Annotated in this window: 15 protein-coding genes; 11 read left to right on the top strand and 4 right to left on the bottom strand. The window is 65.1% G+C overall.

Features of this window, described 5'->3' with window-relative positions:
• Nucleotides 1-16: 16 nt before the first annotated feature.
• Entirely contained in the window at nt 17-730 is a 714-nt protein-coding gene (locus AAHK21_RS19375; RefSeq protein WP_367858078.1) for a M12 family metallopeptidase, read from the top strand.
• Between the two features lie 5 nt (nt 731-735).
• On the opposite strand, the gene AAHK21_RS19370 is transcribed toward AAHK21_RS19375, so the two are convergent.
• Nucleotides 736-2382, bottom strand: coding sequence for a Na+/H+ antiporter (locus AAHK21_RS19370; RefSeq protein WP_046854390.1), 1647 nt, complete (start codon nt 2380-2382; stop codon nt 736-738).
• A gap of 282 nt (nt 2383-2664) precedes the next feature.
• On the opposite strand from AAHK21_RS19370, the gene AAHK21_RS19365 reads away from it, so the two are divergent.
• From AAHK21_RS19365 to AAHK21_RS19350, 4 genes are all read left to right on the top strand, one after another.
• On the top strand, nt 2665-3012 hold the full coding sequence (locus AAHK21_RS19365) for an ArsC family reductase (RefSeq protein WP_046854389.1): 348 nt from the start codon (nt 2665-2667) through the stop codon (nt 3010-3012).
• 42 nt (nt 3013-3054) lie between these two features.
• A complete protein-coding gene (gene dapD, locus AAHK21_RS19360) occupies nt 3055-4089 on the top strand; it encodes a 2,3,4,5-tetrahydropyridine-2,6-dicarboxylate N-succinyltransferase (RefSeq protein WP_110701871.1) in 1035 nt (344 codons plus the stop codon).
• 80 nt (nt 4090-4169) lie between these two features.
• Nucleotides 4170-5375 (top strand): cysteine desulfurase, encoded by a 1206-nt coding sequence (locus AAHK21_RS19355; RefSeq protein WP_367858077.1) that lies wholly within the window; start codon nt 4170-4172, stop codon nt 5373-5375.
• Complete coding sequence (locus tag AAHK21_RS19350) at nt 5372-5782, top strand: SufE family protein (protein ID WP_367858076.1); 411 nt, start codon at nt 5372-5374, stop codon at nt 5780-5782. Before AAHK21_RS19355 ends, AAHK21_RS19350 begins: the two co-directional genes overlap by 4 nt.
• A gap of 19 nt (nt 5783-5801) precedes the next feature.
• Here the strand turns inward: AAHK21_RS19350 and tcdA are convergent, their stop codons facing one another.
• The gene (gene tcdA, locus AAHK21_RS19345) at nt 5802-6611 is read right to left on the bottom strand and encodes a tRNA cyclic N6-threonylcarbamoyladenosine(37) synthase TcdA (RefSeq protein WP_038706694.1); all 810 of its coding nucleotides are present in this window, start codon (nt 6609-6611) and stop codon (nt 5802-5804) included.
• 288 nt (nt 6612-6899) lie between these two features.
• Here tcdA and AAHK21_RS19340 point away from each other — a divergent pair, with 288 nt between their 5' ends.
• The 4 genes from AAHK21_RS19340 to AAHK21_RS19325 all read left to right on the top strand — a co-directional run bounded on the left by AAHK21_RS19340 (nt 6900) and on the right by AAHK21_RS19325 (nt 12027).
• The gene (locus AAHK21_RS19340) at nt 6900-9491 is read left to right on the top strand and encodes a glycosyltransferase (protein ID WP_367858075.1); all 2592 of its coding nucleotides are present in this window, start codon (nt 6900-6902) and stop codon (nt 9489-9491) included.
• A gap of 177 nt (nt 9492-9668) precedes the next feature.
• Complete coding sequence (gene dapE / locus AAHK21_RS19335) at nt 9669-10820, top strand: succinyl-diaminopimelate desuccinylase (RefSeq protein WP_046854384.1); 1152 nt, start codon at nt 9669-9671, stop codon at nt 10818-10820.
• On the top strand, nt 10820-11632 hold the full coding sequence (locus tag AAHK21_RS19330; protein ID WP_367858074.1) for a putative RNA methyltransferase: 813 nt from the start codon (nt 10820-10822) through the stop codon (nt 11630-11632). Before dapE ends, AAHK21_RS19330 begins: the two co-directional genes overlap by 1 nt.
• Nucleotides 11633-11649: 17 nt before the next feature.
• Nucleotides 11650-12027: a hypothetical protein gene (locus AAHK21_RS19325; RefSeq protein WP_367858073.1), complete on the top strand. Its 378-nt coding sequence runs from the start codon at nt 11650-11652 to the stop codon at nt 12025-12027.
• Nucleotides 12028-12091: 64 nt separating this feature from the next.
• On the opposite strand, the gene AAHK21_RS19320 is transcribed toward AAHK21_RS19325, so the two are convergent.
• Nucleotides 12092-12301, bottom strand: coding sequence for a cold-shock protein (locus AAHK21_RS19320; RefSeq protein WP_011535295.1), 210 nt, complete (start codon nt 12299-12301; stop codon nt 12092-12094).
• 228 nt (nt 12302-12529) lie between these two features.
• On the opposite strand from AAHK21_RS19320, the gene plsB reads away from it, so the two are divergent.
• Together plsB and AAHK21_RS19310 are read left to right on the top strand one after the other, a co-directional pair.
• On the top strand, nt 12530-15019 hold the full coding sequence (gene plsB, locus AAHK21_RS19315; RefSeq protein ID WP_367858072.1) for a glycerol-3-phosphate 1-O-acyltransferase PlsB: 2490 nt from the start codon (nt 12530-12532) through the stop codon (nt 15017-15019).
• A 64-nt stretch (nt 15020-15083) separates the two neighbouring features.
• Nucleotides 15084-15770: a DUF4197 domain-containing protein gene (locus AAHK21_RS19310; RefSeq protein ID WP_023631317.1), complete on the top strand. Its 687-nt coding sequence runs from the start codon at nt 15084-15086 to the stop codon at nt 15768-15770.
• A 130-nt stretch (nt 15771-15900) separates the two neighbouring features.
• On the opposite strand, the gene AAHK21_RS19305 is transcribed toward AAHK21_RS19310, so the two are convergent.
• The gene (locus AAHK21_RS19305) at nt 15901-18966 is read right to left on the bottom strand and encodes an efflux RND transporter permease subunit (RefSeq protein ID WP_367858071.1); all 3066 of its coding nucleotides are present in this window, start codon (nt 18964-18966) and stop codon (nt 15901-15903) included.
• Nucleotides 18967-18972: the final 6 nt, after the last annotated feature.

Genomic DNA, 18972 nt, shown 5'->3' with positions numbered 1-18972 from the left:
TTCAAGGAGTCTCCTCATGCACGACCCAGGCTATCCCCGCCGCCGTAGAGCCGCTGCCCCCGCCCGACCCGATGAGCAACAAACCGGCAGCAGCAGAAGCGGACGACAGATACGCGCCGTCGCCACTATCGACAAGCTTTGGGCGCCAGGCAGCGTCCTGCGGGTCTCGTTCATCGGCAAGCCCCGTTGGCGGCTCAAACGAGCGATCTTCAAGACCGCCCGGGAATGGATAACGCTTTCAGGCGCAAACCTGAGCCTTTCCCGCGCCCGCGACAACGACCCTCGGGCGCAGATCAGGATCCTCACCAGCCGCCACTCGCCTTACAACGAATCCGCAGTGGGTACCGCAGCCCTGACCGAACCTGGTGAAACCATGAGGTTGAACGTGAGGCCCCGCGATGCGGCTTTCCGGCAAACGGTTCTGCACGAGTTTGGCCATGCCCTGGGGCTGGAACATGAACACCAGCATCCCGATTCGAACATTCCATGGAATGTCCCCGAGGTGCTGCGCATCGTTGCCGCGACCCAAGGTTGGTCCGATGCCGAAATCATGGAAGAGATGATCAACAGACGTAGTGATACGGGCTTGCTGAAAGTCGCCTACGACCCCACCTCGGTCATGCACTACCCGATCCAGCAGGCCTTCACCCTGGGTGACTGGGAAGTGGGCGACAACAACCAGCTCAGCAACAAGGACCTGATGCTCATACGGCTGGCATATCCGCACTGACCCGGCTATCGGACCTGTCCAAGGTTGGCCTCGCTCATGTCCAGCTCCCCCAGCACTTGGCGCACGACCTCATCTCCCACCAGGTGCTGGCGGTGCAGCTCATACAACTCAAGGCGCTGGGCGCGCAGTGCACGCAGCCGCAAACGCCGCTCCAGCAGGTCCATCTGTTCGGCTAGCGCGCGAGCCTCGGCAGTGTCGTTGTAGCTGTCCAGTTCATCCCGGTATTCGGCCATCAACCGCGCTTTCAGCTCGGTGGCCAGGGTGGCCTGGGCGGCGTCCTGGGGCGCGTTGGCATCAATGACTTCCTCGGCTTCCAGGGCATGGATAGCCGCTTCGGCGGTGCGCCGCCAGGCCTCCTGCACCTCCTGGTGCAAGCGCTCATCGGGACTCTTGGTAACGCCACGTAGCAAAATCGGCAGGGCAATCACCGCGCTGACCAGCGAAAGCAGGATCACCCCGGCGGCGATGAAGATCAGCAGGTCGCGCTCGGGGAAGGCCTTGCCCGCTCCCATCAGCAGCGGCACCGACATCACGCCCGCCAAGGTCACCGCCCCGCGCACGCCACCGAAGGTCAGCAGCCAGCAGGAGCGCGCGGTCGGCATCAGTACCAGCGTCGGCTTGCCGCGCCAGCGCCGCACCACGCCGATAGCGCGCCAGATGCTCTGCACCCAGACAAAGCGCAGCAGCACCAGTGCGGCGAAGATCGCCACCACATCCAGGCAGCGCCAGGCCAGGGTCGGCCAGACAGTTGCCTCGTCGGTGACCACCGCCTTGATGATGTCCGGCAACTGCAGGCCCAGCAGCAGGAAGATCAGGCCATTGAAGGCGAACTCCAGCAACGACCAGACACTGCGATTGAGCAGGCGGGTGCTGGTCTGGCGCGGCAGCAGGTCGAGCCAGCTCTGCATCATGCCCGCGGCCACCGCCGAGAGGATGCCCGACACGCCCAGGCGCTCGGCCAGCACGTAGGCGGCGAACGGCAGCAGCAGCATGAACACCACGTGGGTGGCCGGATCGTCCCAGCCGCGGGTGATCATCCACATGCGCAGGCGCCCTACCAGCCAGCTCAGTGCCACACCCACCGCCAGGCCACCAAGGGCGACGAGCACGAAGGTCAGGCTGGCCTCGGTCAGCGAAAACACGCCGGTGATGGCGGCGGCCAGGGCGAACTTGAAGGTCACCAGGCCCGAGGCGTCATTCATCAACGCCTCGCCTTGGAGCATGTGCATCAGGGGCGTGGGCAGGCGGTCCTGGGTGATGGCCGAGACCGCCACGGCATCGGTGGGCGACAGCACCGCCGCCAGGGCAAAGGCCACCGGCAGGGGAATGCTCGGCAGCAGCCAGTGGATGAAGTACCCGGCGCCGACCACGGTGAACAGCACCAGCCCCACCGCCAGTGCCACCACCGGCCCGCGTATGCGCCACAGCTCGCGCTTGGGCATGCGCCAGCCATCGGCGAACAGCAACGGCGGCAAGAACAGGAACAGGAACAGCTCCGGGTCCAGCGCCACATGCAAGCCCAGGGTTGGCCAGGCCAGCAAGGCGCCCGCGCCGATCTGGACCAGCGGCAGCGGCAGCGGCAACACGCGCCCTACCAGTTTCGACACGCTCACCAGCATCAGCAGGATAAGAACGGTATAGGCTGACTGCATCGGCAAGCTTCCTGTGTAATCGGAGAAACGACAGCAAGGCGAAACATCGCCATTGAAACAATATGTTAGCGAGGACCTTCTATTGTGGACCGCTGCACATTAGTCGCAACCCACCGCAGAATATGTAACACAATGCTACTTGAGATGATGTGACATACATCCCCCCTACCTTCGGGCCCGCAGCCGTGGCGCCAACCCCATCGATACCGCATAATCGCTGCCACCCAATCTTCAAGGAGTATCGGGGACGCCAGGCCCGGCCCGGCAGCCCCAGGCATTTCAATGGCTTACACTCTCTACGGCATCAAAGCCTGCGACACCATGAAAAAGGCCCGTACCTGGCTTGAAGAAAAGGCCATTGGCTACGACTTCCACGACTACAAGACCCAGGGCATCGACCGCGACAGCCTGAACCGCTGGTGCGACGAGCATGGCTGGGAAGTCGTGCTGAACCGCGCCGGGACCACCTTCCGCAAGCTCGACGACGCCAGCAAGGCCGACCTCGACCAGGCCAAGGCCGTCGAACTGATGGTCGCCCAACCGTCGATGATCAAGCGCCCGGTGCTCGACCTCGGCGAGCGCACGCTGGTCGGCTTCAAGCCCGACCTGTACGCGGCGGCGCTGGCCTGATCACGCATTACGCTCCATCCCCTTTTCGCATGAGGTAATCGCATGTCTCAATCGCTGTTCAGCCTGGCCTTCGGTGTCGGCACCCAGAACCGCCAGGGCGCCTGGCTGGAAGTCTTCTACGCACAGCCTGTGCTCAAGCCGTCCGCCGAACTGGTCGCGGCCATCGCGCCGGTTCTCGGTTATGAAGGTGGCAACCAGGCCATCGCCTTCAGCACCGCCCAGGCCGCCCAGCTGGCCGACGCGCTCAAGGGCGTCGACGCCGCCCAGGCCGCCCTGCTGACCCGCCTGGCCGAAAGCCACAAGCCGCTGGTCGCCACCCTGCTGGCCGAAGACGGCGCCCTGGCCTCCACCCCCGAGGCCTACCTCAAGCTGCACCTGCTGTCGCACCGCCTGGTCAAGCCGCACGGTGTGTCGCTGGCCGGCATCTTCCCGCTGCTGCCCAACGTCGCCTGGACCAACCAGGGCGCCGTCGATCTGGCGGAGCTCGCCGAGCGGCAACTGGAAGCGCGCCTGAAAGGCGAACTGCTGGAAGTGTTCTCGGTGGACAAGTTCCCGAAGATGACCGACTACGTGGTGCCAGCCGGCGTGCGCATCGCCGACACCGCCCGTGTGCGCCTGGGCGCCTACATTGGCGAAGGCACCACCATCATGCACGAAGGCTTCGTCAACTTTAACGCCGGCACCGAAGGCCCGGGCATGATCGAAGGCCGCGTCTCCGCTGGCGTGTTCGTCGGCAAAGGCTCCGACCTGGGCGGCGGCTGCTCGACCATGGGCACACTGTCCGGCGGTGGCAACATCGTCATCAAGGTCGGCGAAGGCTGCCTGATCGGCGCCAACGCCGGCATCGGCATCCCGCTGGGCGACCGCAACACCGTCGAAGCCGGCCTGTACATCACTGCCGGCACCAAGGTGAACCTGCTGGACGAGAACAACCAGCTGGTCAAGGTGGTCAAGGCGCGCGATCTGGCCGGCCAGACCGACCTGCTGTTCCGCCGCAACTCGCTCAATGGCGCCGTGGAGTGCAAGACCCACAAGTCGGCCATCGAGCTGAACGAGGCACTGCACGCTCACAACTGAGGCTCTGCCTGGGTTTGAGGTGATAAGATCGGGTCTGCTCCTACGGGCAGACCCGATTTTTCATTCCAGGCCCCGCGAACATGTTCCAGCCCTCCCCCTGGCGTACCGATTTCCCGGCCATCGCCGCCCTGCAACGGCAGCACCAGACCTACCTGGACAGCGCCGCCACCACGCAGAAACCCCAGGCCCTGCTCGATGCCCTGAGCCATTACTACGGCCATGGCGCAGCCAACGTGCACCGCGCCCAGCACCTGCCCGGTGCCTTGGCGACACAGGCGTTCGAGGGTACACGGGACAAGGTCGCCGCCTGGCTCAATGCAGCCGATGCGCGCCAGATCGTATTCACCCATGGCGCGACCTCGGCCTTGAACCTGCTGGCCTATGGCCTGGAACATCGCTTCGAGGCAGGTGACGAAATCGCCGTCAGCGGCCTGGAGCACCACGCCAACCTGCTGCCCTGGCAACAACTGGCGCACCGCCGCAACCTGCGACTGGTGGTCCTGCCGGTCACTGACCAGGGGCATGTCGACCTGGAGCAGGCCCTGCAACTGATCGGCCCGCGCACTCGCCTGCTGGCGATCAGCCAACTGTCCAACGTGCTGGGTACCTGGCAACCGCTGGCGCCGTTGCTGGCACATGCCCGCGCACAGGGCGCGCTGAGTGTCGTCGATGGCGCCCAGGGCGTGGTCCATGGCCGGCATGACGTGCAGCAACTGGCGTGCGACTTCTATGTGTTCTCCAGTCACAAACTCTATGGTCCCGACGGGGTGGGCGTACTTTACGGCCGTCAGGATGCGCTGGCGTTGCTGCGTCACTGGCAATACGGCGGAGAAATGGTGCAGATGGCGGACTACCAGAGCGCCAGCTTCCGTCCCGCGCCACTGGGTTTCGAAGCCGGCACCCCGCCGATTGCCGGGGTGATTGGCCTGGGCGCCACCCTGGACTACCTGGCCAGCCTCGACATCCATGCCGTGGCTGCCCATGAAACCAGCCTGCACCAGTATCTGGTACGTGGCCTGACCGATCGCGAGGGGGTTCGCCTGCTCGGCTCACCCGAGGCGGCTTTGGCCAGTTTCGTCATCGATGGCGTGCACAACGCCGATATCGCCCACCTGCTGACCGAGCAGGGCATCGCCGTGCGCGCCGGGCACCATTGCGCCATGCCACTGCTCAGGCACCTGGGGCTCGATGGCGCGATTCGCGTATCGCTGGGGCTGTACTCCGACAGCGACGACCTGCAGCGCTTCTTCGAGGCGCTCGACAAAGGCCTGGAGCTGTTGCGATGAACCTTTCGCCACAGGCCAGCCAAGCGCTGGAAGCTTTCGAACAGGCGCGTGGCTGGGAGCAGCGGGCGCGGTTGCTGATGCAGTGGGGTGACCGCCTGGAGCCACTGGGCGACAGCGAAAAGACCGAAGCCAACCGGGTGCATGGCTGCGAGAGCCTGGTATGGCTGGTGGCGGTGCAGGACGACGGCCAGTGGCGGTTCAAGGCAGGCAGCGATGCGCGGATGCTGCGGGGGTTGCTGGCACTTCTTCTTGTGCGAGTACAAGGCTTGGCCAGCGATCAGTTGGCAGCGCTCGACCTGAGCGCCTGGTTTACCCAACTGGGGCTGGAGCGGCAGTTGTCACCGTCGCGCAGCAATGGGCTGCATGCGGTGCTACTGAGGATGGCCGAACTGGCCACCCAGGTCTGAATCGCTGCCCCGCGATAGCCTAATCAGCCTTGACCCGCTCCGAAGGGCGCCGCGCCCCGGCCACCAGTTTTTCAACGGCCTTGCTCGCCGCCACCATGCCGAAGGTCGCGGTCACCATCATCACCGCGCCGAAACCACCCGCGCAGTCCAGGCGCACGCCTTCACCGACAAAGCTCTTCTGCAGGCACACACTACCGTCTCCCTTGGGGTAGCGCAGCTGTTCGCTGGAGAACACGCACGGCACGCCATAGTTGCGGCTGGTGTTGCGCGAGAAGTTGTAGTCGCGGCGCAAGGTCGAGCGCACCCGTGAAGCCAGCGGGTCGTTGAAGGTCTTGTTGAGGTCGCCGACCTGGATCTGGGTCGGGTCGATCTGCCCGCCGGCGCCACCGGTGGTGACGATGGCGATCTTGCGCCGACGGCACCAGGCGATCAGCGCGGCCTTGGCCATCACGCTGTCGATGCAGTCGATCACGCAGTCCATCTGCTCGGTGATGTACTCGGCCATGGTCTCGCGGGTGACGAAATCAGCCACCGCGTGCACCGTGCAGGCCGGGTTGATCGCCCGCAGACGCTCGGCCATCACCTCCACCTTGAGGCGGCCCACCTGCCCTTCGAGGGCGTGGGCCTGACGGTTGGTGTTGCTCACGCAGACATCGTCGAGGTCGAACAGGCTGATCTCGCCCACGCCGCTGCGCGCCAGGGCCTCGGCCGCCCATGAGCCGACCCCGCCGATGCCGACGATGGCCACATGGGCCTGGCGCAGGCGCTGCAGGCCGTCGTCGCCGTAGAGCCGGGCGACGCCGGCGAAGCGTGGATCTTCTGTGCTCATGTGGGTACCTCGAAAAAACCGGCGCGCATTATATGCCAAGGCATGCGCTCCGGGGGGAGCACAGCACATGAACACGCCGCAAGGGCGTGGCAGAGCGGCCCGGGGTTGGAACAAAACCTACCGACCCTGCTTTAATGTCCTATCAAGCAAATATATCTGGACGACAAGCGAGCGGCCTCAGAACTACATTCCTTGTCGATAATCCAACGGATTACCTTCTCCGGCACTTGTAGGACCCACGGCCTGCGACAGCGACCCTCGCTCCCCTCTTCGGAACCTCGAACACCTATGTCATCACGTAAATTCGGTCTCAACCTGGTGGTGGTCCTGGCCATCGCCGCGCTGTTCACCGGGTTCTGGGCCTTGATCAACCGCCCGGTGTCCGCCCCCGCCTGGCCGGAACAGATTTCCGGTTTCTCCTATTCGCCCTTCCGCCTGGGGCAGAGCCCGCAGAAAGGCCAGTACCCCAGCGAGGACGAGATCCGCCAGGACCTCGAGCAACTGAACAAACTGACCGACAACGTGCGCATCTACACCGTCGAAGGCACCCAGGCGGAGGTACCGCGCCTGGCCGAAGAACTTGGCCTACGCGTGACCCTAGGCATCTGGATCAGCAACGACCAGGAGCGCAACGAGCGCGAGATCGAGAAGGCCATCGGCCTGGCCAATACCTCACGCAGCGTGGTGCGGGTGGTGGTCGGTAACGAAGCGTTGTTCCGCGAGGAGGTCACCGCCGAACAGTTGATCGGCTACCTGGACCGGGTGCGCGCCGCGGTGAAGGTACCGGTGACCACCAGTGAGCAGTGGCACATCTGGAAGGAACACCCGGAGCTGGTGAAACACGTCGACCTGATCGCCGCGCACATCCTGCCCTATTGGGAATTCGTGCCCATGAAGGACTCGGTGCAGTTCGTCCTCGACCGTGCCCGCGAGCTGCGCAAGCAGTTCCCGCGCAAACCGCTGCTGCTCTCGGAGGTCGGCTGGCCGAGCAATGGCCGCATGCGCGGTGGCGCCGACGCCACCCAGGCCGACCAGGCCATCTACCTGCGCACCCTGGTCAACACCCTCAACCGTCGTGGCTACAACTACTTCGTCATCGAGGCCTACGACCAGCCATGGAAGGCCAGCGACGAAGGCTCGGTGGGCGCCTACTGGGGCGTTTACAACGCCGAGCGCCAGCAGAAGTTCAACTTCGAGGGGCCGATCGTGGCGATCCCGCAGTGGCGCGCCCTGGCCGTGGCCTCGGTGGTGCTGGCGATGATCGCCCTGGCCATCCTGCTGATCGACGGCTCGGCCCTGCGCCAGCGCGGGCGCACCTTCCTCACCTTCATCACCTTCCTGTGCGGGTCGGTGCTGGTATGGATCGCCTACGACTACAGCCAGCAGTACAGCACCTGGTTCAGCCTGACCGTGGGCGTGCTGCTGGCACTGGGCGCCCTCGGGGTATTCATCGTGCTGCTGACCGAGGCCCACGAACTGGCCGAGGCGGTGTGGATCCACAAGCGCCGACGCGAATTCCTGCCCGTGCAGGGCGACAGCGCCTATCGACCCAAGGTCTCGGTGCATGTGCCGTGCTACAACGAGCCGCCGGAGATGGTCAAGCAGACCCTCGACGCCCTCGCCGCGCTGGACTACCCGGACTACGAAGTGCTGGTGATCGACAACAACACCAAGGACCCGGCCGTGTGGGAGCCGCTCAAGGCCCACTGCGAGAAGCTCGGCGAGCGCTTCAAGTTCTTCCACGTCGCGCCCTTGGCCGGCTTCAAGGGCGGCGCCCTGAACTACCTGCTCCCGCACACCGCCAAGGACGCCGAGGTGATCGCGGTGATCGACTCGGACTACTGTGTCGACCGCAACTGGCTAAAACACATGGTGCCGCACTTCGCCGACCCGAAGATCGCCGTGGTGCAGTCGCCGCAGGACTACCGCGACCAGCACGAAAGCGCCTTCAAGAAGCTGTGCTACAGCGAGTACAAGGGCTTCTTCCATATCGGCATGGTCACCCGCAACGACCGTGACGCGATCATCCAGCACGGCACCATGACCATGACCAGGCGCAGCGTGCTCGAGGAGCTAGGCTGGGCCGAGTGGTGCATCTGCGAAGACGCCGAACTGGGCCTGCGGGTGTTCGAAAAAGGCCTGTCGGCGGCCTACGCCCACAACAGTTACGGCAAGGGCCTGATGCCCGATACCTTCATCGACTTCAAGAAGCAGCGCTTCCGCTGGGCCTACGGTGCCATTCAGATCATCAAGCACCACGCCGGCGCCCTGCTGCGCGGCAAGGGCAGCGAGCTGACCCGCGGCCAGCGCTACCACTTCCTGGCCGGCTGGCTGCCATGGATCGCCGATGGCATGAACATCTTCTTCACCGTCGGCGCCCTGCTGTGGTCGGCGGCGATGATCATCGTGCCGCATCGGGTCGACCCGCCGCTGATGATGTTCGCCATTCCGCCGCTGGCGCTGTTCTTCTTCAAGGTCGGCAAGATCCTGTTCCTCTATCGCCGCGCGGTGGGGGTCGACCTGAAGGATGCCTTCGCCGCCGCTTTGGCAGGGCTGGCGCTGTCGCATACCATCGCCAAGGCGGTGCTGTACGGTTTCTTCACCAGCAGCATGCCGTTCTTCCGCACGCCGAAGAATGCCGACAGCCATGGTCTGCTGGTGGCGATTGCCGAGGCCCGCGAAGAGCTGTTCATCATGCTGATGCTGTGGGGCGCGGCGCTGGGGATCTACCTGGTGCAGGGTCTGCCGAGTTCGGACATGCGCTTCTGGGTGGCGATGCTGTTGGTGCAGTCCCTGCCGTACCTGGCGGCGTTGGTGATGGCGCTGCTGTCGTCGCTGCCCAAGCCTGCGCAGAAGGCTGCCGAGGCGCAGCAGGCTTGAGATCGCCGGGGGCGCTTTGCGCCCCAATCGCCGGCAAGCCGGCTCCCACAGCCGCAAGGGCTGCGCGGTACCTGTGGGAGCCGGCTTGCCGGCGATTGGGCCGTGCCGACAACCTGTGTTTGATATAAGATAACGCCCCTCAGATTTCCCGCCTTGCCTTGCCCCCGGAGTCCTTCAATGACGGCCCCAGCCGAGCTTTCGCCTACCCTGCAACTGGCCTGCGACCTGATCCGCCGTCCGTCGGTCACCCCGGTCGATGCCGACTGCCAGGCCCAGATGATGAACCGCCTGGGCGCCGTCGGCTTCCAGCTCGAGCCGATGCGCATCGAAGACGTCGACAACTTCTGGGCCAGCCATGGCACCCAGGACGGTCCTGTGCTGTGCTTCGCCGGCCACACCGACGTGGTGCCCACCGGCCCGGTGCAGCAGTGGCAGCATGAGCCGTTCGAAGCGCTGATCGATGCCGACGGCATGCTCTGCGGCCGTGGTGCCGCCGACATGAAGGGCAGCCTGGCGTCGATGGTGGTGGCCTGCGAGCGCTTTGTGCACGACTACCCGAACCACCGCGGCAAGGTCGCCTTCTTGATCACCAGCGACGAGGAAGGCCCGGCCCACCATGGCACCAAGGCTGTGGTCGAGCGCCTGAAGGCGCGCAACGAGCGCCTGGACTGGTGCATCGTCGGCGAGCCGTCCAGCACCACCCTGCTGGGTGACGTGGTCAAGAACGGCCGTCGCGGCTCGCTCGGCGCCAAGCTGACCGTGCGCGGCAAGCAGGGCCATGTGGCCTACCCGCACCTGGCGCGCAACCCGATCCACCTGGCCGCGCCGGCCCTGGCGGAACTTGCCGCCGAGCACTGGGACGAAGGTAACGCATTCTTCCCGCCGACCAGCTTCCAGATCTCCAACCTCAACTCCGGCACTGGCGCCACCAACGTGGTACCGGGCGAGCTGACCGCGCTGTTCAACTTCCGCTTCTCCACCGAATCGACGGTCGAGGGCCTGCAGCAACGCGTCGCGACGATCCTCGACAAGCACCAGCTGGAATGGAGCATTGATTGGGCGTTGTCGGGCCTGCCGTTCCTCACCGAGCCGGGTGAATTGCTCGATGCGGTGTCGTCGAGCATCAAGGCCGTCACTGGCCGCGAGACCCGACCCTCGACCAGTGGCGGTACCTCCGATGGCCGCTTCATCGCCACCATGGGCACCCAGGTGGTCGAGCTCGGCCCGGTCAACGCCACCATCCACCAGGTGGACGAGCGTATCCTGGCCAGCGATCTCGACCTGCTGACCGAGATCTACTACCAGACCCTGGTGCGGTTGCTCGCCTGATGCTCGCCTGCCCTCTCTGCCAGGCGCCCCTGGCGCAGCTCGACAATGGCGTGGCCTGCCCCGCCGGCCACCGTTTCGACCGCGCCCGCCAGGGCTACCTGAACCTGCTGCCGGTGCAGCACAAGAACAGTCGCGACCCGGGCGACAACCAGGCCATGGTCGAAGCCCGTCGCGACTTCCTCGATGCCGGCCATTACGCCCCGGTAGCACGCCGCCTGGCGCAACTGGCGGCCGAGCGCCAGCCGCAGGCCTGGCTGGACATCGGCTGCGGCGAAGGCTACTACACCGCGCAGATTGCCCAGGCGCTGCCGGCGGCCGACGGCTACGCCCTGGACATTTCCCGCGAGGCGGTCAAGCGTGCCTGCCGCCGTGCGCCCGAGGTGACCTGGATGGTGGCCAGCATGGCCCGCGTGCCCATGGCCGATGCCAGCTGCGGCCTCATCGCCAGCGTGTTCAGCCCGCTCGACTGGCAGGAGGCCAAACGCCTGCTCGCTCCGGGCGGCGGCCTGATGCGGGTCGGCCCGACCAGCGGTCATCTGATGGAGCTGCGCGAGGTGCTCTACGATGAAGTGCGCCCCTACGCCGACGACAAGCACCTGGCCCTGGTCCCGGCAGGCATGACCCACGCCCACAGCGAGATCCTCGAGTTCCGCCTGAGCCTGGTCGAGGCCAAGGCCCGCGCCGACCTGCTGGCCATGACCCCGCACGGCTGGCGAGCCAGCGCCGAGAAGCGCGCACAAGTGATCGAACAGCCCGAACCCTTCGTGGTCACCGTTTCCATGCGTTATGACTATTTCGTGCGCCAAGACTGAGCACACTGGAGCCTCCCATGCGTCAACCCGATATCGAGATCTACCTCAAGGACGCCGAGGTCGATCACAAGCAGATCGCCGACTGGCTGGCCCAGGCCCTGGGCCCGTGCAGCGAATGGAAGCAGAAAGGCCAGACCTTCAAGTGCACGGCCGGTAACATCCCGGTCACCTGGTTACCGAAAGCTGTGGGGAAATGGAACAGCCTGTACCTGGAAAGCGACCAGACCCCCTGGGCCGACGACATCGCCTGCGCCCGTGCGGCATTCGCCGCGCTGAACGTCGAAGTGCGTTGCGCACCAGGTAGCTGGGCGGAAGAAGACGGGGAAGAAGATGCCGATCGCTGGATCCGCATCAGCGCCGACGGTGAAGAGGAAATCACCTGGCGTACCAGCTGAGGCCGTTCGCATCAGGCTGCAAGTTCCACGGACAACTTGCAGCTTGAGCGTGCAGCCGGAAGGCTCAGAGCCCGACTACATCCTCTGCCTGCAGGCCTTTCTGGCCCTGCACGAGTGCGTACTCCACCTGCTGTCCCTCGACCAGGGTGCGATGCCCCTCACCGCGGATAGCCCGATAGTGGACGAACACGTCCGCACCACCTTCGCGCTGAATGAAGCCATAACCCTTGGCATCGTTGAACCACTTCACATTCCCAGTCTCACGAGACGACATCTGAACTACTCCGGATTTTTATTTTGAAGATCGCCTTGCTGGCATGGGCTCACCGCCCGCGCCGACGCAGCTTGCACGAATATCCTGCAAGCGGCAGGCCGAGTATATGACAGGGAACAAAAAAAATTCATGACAGGGGCATTTATGGCGGAATTTTGCTGAACTTACGCAGATACGGCAGACTAACGCGCTGAAAAAACACCGTTACTTCCACCCAGGGCCCACCCCATGACCCGTTCTCCCCTGCGCCGCCTCATCTTCGGCGCCCTGCGTCGCGTTCTCTACCTGTGGGTGCGCTCCGAAACCATCAACCAGTCCTCGCTGACGCTCAAGCTCGACCGCAGCCGACCGGTGTTCTATGCCCTCTCCTCGCCGTCGCTCACCGACCTGGCCGTGGTCGACCATGAGTGCACCAAAGCAGGGCTGCCGCGCCCGGTACTGCCCGTGGCCGTCGGCCCGCTGCAGGAGCCCGCGGCGTTCTTCTACCTGACCCCAGACCCCGACTGGCTCGGCCGCCAGGACAAACGCGGCGCGCCGCCCACCCTAGAGCGCCTGGTCGCGGCAATCAGCCAACATGCCGAAGAAGACGCGCAGATCATCCCGGTCAGCGTGTTCTGGGGCCAGACCCCGGCCAGCGAGTCGAGCCCGTGGAAGCTGCTGTTCGCCGACAGCTGGGCGGTCACCGGCCGTTTGCGCCGGCTGCTCAGCGTGCTGATCCTCGGGCGCAAGACCCGGGTGCAGTTCTCCGCGCCGATCCACCTGCGCGAACTGGTGCAGCACAACAAGGGCCACGAGCGCACCGTGCGCATGGCCCAACGCATGATGCGCGTGCATTTTCGCAACCTGAAGACCGCGGTCATCGGGCCGGACATCTCGCACCGTCGCAACCTGGTCAAAGGGCTGGTGCACGACCCGCTGGTGCGCCAGGCGATCAGCGACGAGGCCGACCGCGAGAAGATCCCCTACGCCAAGGCCGAAGCCAAGGCGCTGCACTATGGCAACGAGATCGCCTCGGACTACACCTATACCGCGATCCGCTTCCTCGAAGTGGTGCTGAGCTGGTTCTGGAACAAGATCTACGACGGCATCAAGGTCAACCACATCGAGCAGGTGCAAGGCATCGCCCCCGGCCACGAAGTGATCTACGTGCCCTGCCACCGCAGCCATATCGACTACCTGCTGCTGTCCTACCTGCTGTTCCGCAACGGCCTGACGCCGCCGCACATCGCCGCCGGCATCAACCTCAACATGCCGGTGATCGGCGGCCTGCTGCGTCGCGGCGGGGCGTTCTTCATGCGCCGCACGTTCAAGGGCAACCCGCTGTACACCGCCGTGTTCAACGAATACCTGCACACCCTGTTCACCAAGGGCTTCCCGGTGGAGTACTTCGTCGAAGGCGGGCGCTCGCGTACCGGGCGCATGCTGCAACCGCGCACCGGCATGCTGGCGATCACCCTGCGCAGCTTCCTGCGCTCCTCGCGCACGCCGATCGTCTTCGTGCCGGTGTACATCGGCTACGAGCGGGTGCTCGAAGGCCGCACCTACCTGGGCGAGCTGCGCGGCGCCAGCAAGAAGAAGGAATCGATCTTCGACATCTTCAAGGTCATCGGCGCGCTCAAGCAGCGTTTCGGCCAGGTGTACGTCAACTTCGGCGAGCCGATCCGCCTGAACAGCTTCCTCGACCAGCAGCAACCCGGCTGGCGCGAACAGGCGCTGGCCCCGCAGTTCCGTCCGGACTGGCTCAACGAGACCACCACCCGCCTGGGCGAGACCGTTGCCCGCCACCTCAACGAGGCCGCGGCAATCAACCCGGTCAACCTGGTGGCGCTGGCCCTGTTGTCGACCAGCCGCCTGGCCCTGGACGAACGTGCCCTGACCCGAGTGCTCGACCTGTACCTGGCCCTGCTGCGCCAGGTGCCCTACTCGCCGCACACCACCCTACCCGAGGGTGACGGCAAGGCACTTATCGAGCACGTACTGGGCATGGACCTGCTCGCCGAGCAGAAGGATGCGCTGGGCCGCATCCTCTACCTGGACGAAGCCAACGCGGTACTGATGACCTACTACCGCAACAACGTGCTGCACATCTTCGCCCTGCCGGGGCTGCTGGCGAGCTTCTTCCTCAGCAGCTCGCGCATGAGCCGCGAACTGCTGGGCCAGTACGTGCGGGCGTTGTATCCGTACCTGCAGGCCGAACTGTTCCTGCGCTGGACGCCCGAGCAACTGGACGAGGTGATCGACCAGTGGCTGGCGGCGCTGGTCGAACAGGGGCTGCTGCGCAAGGAACAAGACATCTACATGCGCCCCGCGCCCAGCTCGCGCCAGTTCGTGCTGCTGACGCTGCTGGCCCGCACCATCACCCAGACCCTGCAGCGCTTCTACATGGCCACTTCGCTGCTGCTCAACAGCGGCCAGCACACGCTGAGCGCCGAGGAACTGGAGGAGCTGTGCGTGATGATGGCCCAGCGTTTGTCGATCCTGCATGGCTTGAATGCGCCCGAGTTCTTCGACAAGACCCTGTTCCGCCACTTCATCCAGACGCTGGTACACGAAGGGGTCTTGCGCCCCGACAGCGCCGGCAAGCTGGGCTACCACGACAAGCTCGCCGAACTGGCCGAAGGCGTGGCCAAGCGCGTGCTGTCGGCCGAGCTGCGCCTGTCGATCCGCCAGGTGGCCTTGCACCGCGATGAAACACCAGAACCTGCGGCGACTGCCTGACTGGCCCGATCACGGACTAAACGATACGCTGAACCTGCTCCATTCTGCCCATAAGGAAAGCCCCATGATCCGCTCCTCCCTGCGCTTCACCACTCTGTGCGCCGGCCTGCTGTTGTCGGCCAGCGCCCTGGCCCTGTCGCTCGGCGACCTGTCCCAGAGCGACGCCTCCGGCGGCCTGAAGGACGCCCTTACCCAAGGCGCGCAGATCGCCGTCAAGCAGCTGAGCACCCCCGGCGGCTTCAGCAACAACCCGGACGTGCGCATCGAGCTGCCGGGCAACCTCGGCAAAGCGGCCAAGGCCATGAAGATGTTCGGCAAGGGTGACCAGGTCGATGCCCTGGAAACCAGCATGAACAAGGCCGCCGAGGCTGCCGTGCCGCAAGCCCAGGCGATCCTGGTGGATGCGGTGAAGAAGATGACCGTGACCGATGCCAAGGGCATCCTCAGCGGCGGCCAGGACTCGGCCACCCAGTACCTGAACAAGAGCAGCCGCGAGCAGATCCGCGCCAAGTTCCTGCCGATCGTCAAGCAGGCCACCGACAAGGTCGGCCTGGCCCAGCAGTACAACAGCTTTGCCGGGCAGGCCAAAGGCCTGGGCCTGATCAAGGATGACGCCAATATCGAGAACTATGTGACCGAGAAGGCGCTGGATGGCTTGTTCGAAATGATCGGCAAGCAGGAAGAAAGCATTCGCCAGAACCCGGCCGGTGCGGCTACCAGCCTGGCCAAGAAGGTGTTCGGCGCGCTGTGATGTTGAGCTGAAAACCAGTGGGGCTGCTGTGCAGCCCTATCGCTGGCAAGCCAGCTCCCACAGATACTGCGCAATTCGTGTGGGAGCCGGCTTGCCGGCGATAGGAGGGCAAAGCCCTCCCGATCGTTCCTCAGTTTTTCCTGACCCTGAACCACGCCGCATACAGCGCCGGCAGGAACAGCAGGGTCAGCACCGTGGCGACGATCAATCCACCCATGATCGCTACCGCCATCGGCCCGTAGAACACACTCCTCGACAACGGAATCATCGCCAGCACCGCCGCCAGCGCGGTCAGCACGATCGGCCGGAAGCGCCGCACCGTGGCCTCGATGATCGCCTGCCAACGCTCCATCCCCCCGGCGATGTCCTGTTCGATCTGGTCCACCAGGATCACCGAGTTGCGCATGATCATGCCGGCCAGGGCGATGGTCCCGAGCATGGCGACAAACCCGAACGGCTGGCGGAACACCAGCAGGAACAGGGTCACGCCGATCAGCCCGAGGGGCGCGGTGAGGAACACCATGAACATCCGCGAGAAACTGCGCAGCTGGATCATCAGCAGGCTCAGCACCACCACGATGAACAGCGGCATGCCGGCGTTCACCGAACGCTGGCCACGCTCGGAGTCTTCCACCGTGCCGCCCACCTCGAGCAAGTAGCCATCAGGCAGCTCGTCCTTGATCTGCGCCAGCGTCGGCTGGATCTGCTTGATCAAGGTCGCCGGCTGTTCCTTGTCGTAGATATCGGCGCGCACGGTGACCGTGGGCAGGCGGTTGCGGTGCCAGATGATGCCTTCCTCGAAGCCGTACTCCAGGGTCGCCACCTGCGACAGGGCCACGCTCTGGCCGTTGTCGGTGGGCACCGCCAGGCTGCCCACGTTGCCCAGCTCACGGCGCTCCTCTGGCGTACCGCGCAGGAGAATCTCGATCAGCTCGTTGTCTTCGCGGTACTGGCTGACGTTGCTGCCGGTCAGCGAACTCTGCAGGAAGCTCGACAGGTGCGCGGTGCTCACGCCCAGCGCCCGGGCACGGTCCTGGTCGATATCCAGGTACACCGCCTTGCTCGGTTCTTCCCAGTCCAGGTGCACGTTGACCACGTGCGGGTTCTCACGCACCTTGGCCGCCACCTCGCGGGCCAGGGCGCGAACCTTCTCGATGTGTTCGCCGGTGACACGGAACTGCACCGGATAGCCTACGGGCGGGCCGTTTTCCAGGCGCGTGACCCGTGAGCGCAAGTCGGGGAACTGCTGGTCCAGGGTGCCGATCAACCAGCTGCGCAGGCGTTCACGGTCCTCCAGCGATTTGGCCAGCACCACGAACTGGGCAAAGCTCGCCGCCGGCAGTTGCTGGTCCAGCGGCAGGTAGAAACGCGGTGAACCAGTGCCGATATAGGCGACATAGTTGGCGATACCGTCCTGCTGCTTGAGCAAGGCCTCCAACTGCTTGACCCGCTCGGCGGTGTTGTTCAGCGAAGCGCCTTCGGTCAGCTTCAGATCGACCATCAGTTCCGGCCGCCCGGACGCGGGGAAGAACTGCTGCGGCACGAAGCGGAACAGCAGGATGCTGCCGACGAATGCGGCGATGGTCAGCACGATCACCGTCTTGCGCCGCCGCACGCACCACTCCACTACGCGCCGGACACGCTGGTAGAACGGCGTCGCATAGGGATCGGGGGCATGCCCGTCGGCGCCGTGGCGAGCGGCGTGGAGCTTGGCCAGGTCCGGCAGCAGGCGCTCACCCAGGTAAGGCACGAACACCACCGCCGCTACCCAGGACGTGAGCAAGGCAATGGTCACCACCTGGAAGATCGAACGGGTGTATTCCCCTGTGCTCGACGCCGCCGTGGCGATCGGCAGGAAGCCCGCCGCGGTGATCAGGGTGCCGGTGAGCATCGGGAACGCCGTGCTGGTCCAGGCGTAGCTCGCGGCCTTGAGCCGGTCGTAGCCCTGTTCCATCTTGATCGCCATCATCTCCACCGCGATGATCGCATCGTCGACCAGCAGGCCCAGGGCCAGCACCAGCGCCCCAAGCGAAATCTTGTGCAGGCCGATGCCGAAGTAGTGCATGGCGGCGAAGGTCATGGCCAGCACCAGCGGGATCGCCAGCGCTACCACCAGGCCGGTGCGCAGGCCCAGCGAGAAGAAGCTCACCAGCAGGACGATGGCCAGGGCCTCGACCAGCACCTGGACGAACTCACCGACCCCGGCCTTCACTGCCGCCGGCTGGTCGGACACCTTGCGCAGCTCCATGCCCGCCGGCAGGCTCTGCGCGAGCCGGGCGAACTCGCCTTCCAGGGCCTTGCCGAGCACCAGGATGTCGCCGCCGTCCTTCATCGATACCGCCAGCCCGATAGCGTCCTCGCCCATGAAGCGCATGCGCGGCGCGGGCGGGTCATTGAAGCCGCGCAGCACCTCGGCGACGTCACCGATACGGAAGGTGCGGTCACCGATGCGGATAGGGAACTGGCGAATCTGTTCGACGCTGTCGAAGCGCCCGCTGACCCGCAGTTGCAGGCGCTCGCTGGGGGTTTCGAAGAAGCCTGCGGTACTCACCGCGTTCTGCTCGCGCAGTGCCTGCTGCACGGCGGCGAGCGGCACCCCGAGGGTGGCCAGCTTGACGTTGGACAGCTCGATCCAGATCTTCTCGTCCTGCAGGCCGACGAGCTCCACCTTGCCCACGTCCTTGACCCGCTGCAGCTGGATCTGGATACGGTCGGCGTAGTCCTTGAGCACCGCGTAGTCGAAGCCGGCACCGGTCAGGGCGTAGATATTGCCGAAGGTGGTACCGAACTCGTCGTTGAAGAATGGCCCCTGCGCCTCGGGGGGCAACGTGTGCTTGATGTCCGCGACCTTCTTGCGGATCTGGTACCACAGCTCGGGGATATCCTTGGAATGCATCGCGTCACGGGCCATGAACGTGACCTGGGACTCACCCGGTCGGGAGAACGAGACGATCTTCTCGTACTCGCCGGTCTCCATCAGTTTCTTCTCGATACGCTCGGTGACCTGGCGCGACACCTCCTCGGCGGTCGCGCCTGGCCACAGGGTACGGATGACCATGGCCTTGAAGGTGAAGGGCGGATCCTCGCTCTGCCCCAGCTTGGTGTACGACATGGCACCAATCGCTGCCAGCAGGATCATCAGGAACAACACGATCTGGCGATTGCGCAGCGCCCAGGCGGAAAGGTTGAAACCCATCGGGAC

The sequence above is a fragment of the Pseudomonas sp. TE50-2 genome (genome assembly GCF_040813665.1).
Lineage (GTDB): Bacteria > Pseudomonadota > Gammaproteobacteria > Pseudomonadales > Pseudomonadaceae > Aquipseudomonas > Aquipseudomonas soli.
Note: the sequence above shows the minus strand (reverse complement) of the source record. Positions and strands in the feature narration are given on the sequence as shown.

What these genes read in the sequence shown, in the direction of transcription:
- dapD (WP_110701871.1), top strand. Translation starts at nt 3,055, where the DNA reads ATGTCTCAATCGCTGTTCAGCCTGGCCTTCGGTGTCGGCACCCAGAAC.
- plsB (WP_367858072.1), top strand. Translation starts at nt 12,530, where the DNA reads ATGACCCGTTCTCCCCTGCGCCGCCTCATCTTCGGCGCCCTGCGTCGC.
- AAHK21_RS19355 (WP_367858077.1), top strand. Translation starts at nt 4,170, where the DNA reads ATGTTCCAGCCCTCCCCCTGGCGTACCGATTTCCCGGCCATCGCCGCC.
- dapE (WP_046854384.1), top strand. Translation starts at nt 9,669, where the DNA reads ATGACGGCCCCAGCCGAGCTTTCGCCTACCCTGCAACTGGCCTGCGAC.
- AAHK21_RS19330 (WP_367858074.1), top strand. Translation starts at nt 10,820, where the DNA reads ATGCTCGCCTGCCCTCTCTGCCAGGCGCCCCTGGCGCAGCTCGACAAT.
- AAHK21_RS19350 (WP_367858076.1), top strand. Translation starts at nt 5,372, where the DNA reads ATGAACCTTTCGCCACAGGCCAGCCAAGCGCTGGAAGCTTTCGAACAG.
- AAHK21_RS19310 (WP_023631317.1), top strand. Translation starts at nt 15,084, where the DNA reads ATGATCCGCTCCTCCCTGCGCTTCACCACTCTGTGCGCCGGCCTGCTG.
- AAHK21_RS19340 (WP_367858075.1), top strand. Translation starts at nt 6,900, where the DNA reads ATGTCATCACGTAAATTCGGTCTCAACCTGGTGGTGGTCCTGGCCATC.
- AAHK21_RS19305 (WP_367858071.1), bottom strand. Translation starts at nt 18,966, where the DNA reads ATGGGTTTCAACCTTTCCGCCTGGGCGCTGCGCAATCGCCAGATCGTG.
- tcdA (WP_038706694.1), bottom strand. Translation starts at nt 6,611, where the DNA reads ATGAGCACAGAAGATCCACGCTTCGCCGGCGTCGCCCGGCTCTACGGC.
- AAHK21_RS19365 (WP_046854389.1), top strand. Translation starts at nt 2,665, where the DNA reads ATGGCTTACACTCTCTACGGCATCAAAGCCTGCGACACCATGAAAAAG.
- AAHK21_RS19375 (WP_367858078.1), top strand. Translation starts at nt 17, where the DNA reads ATGCACGACCCAGGCTATCCCCGCCGCCGTAGAGCCGCTGCCCCCGCC.
- AAHK21_RS19325 (WP_367858073.1), top strand. Translation starts at nt 11,650, where the DNA reads ATGCGTCAACCCGATATCGAGATCTACCTCAAGGACGCCGAGGTCGAT.
- AAHK21_RS19320 (WP_011535295.1), bottom strand. Translation starts at nt 12,301, where the DNA reads ATGTCGTCTCGTGAGACTGGGAATGTGAAGTGGTTCAACGATGCCAAG.
- AAHK21_RS19370 (WP_046854390.1), bottom strand. Translation starts at nt 2,382, where the DNA reads ATGCAGTCAGCCTATACCGTTCTTATCCTGCTGATGCTGGTGAGCGTG.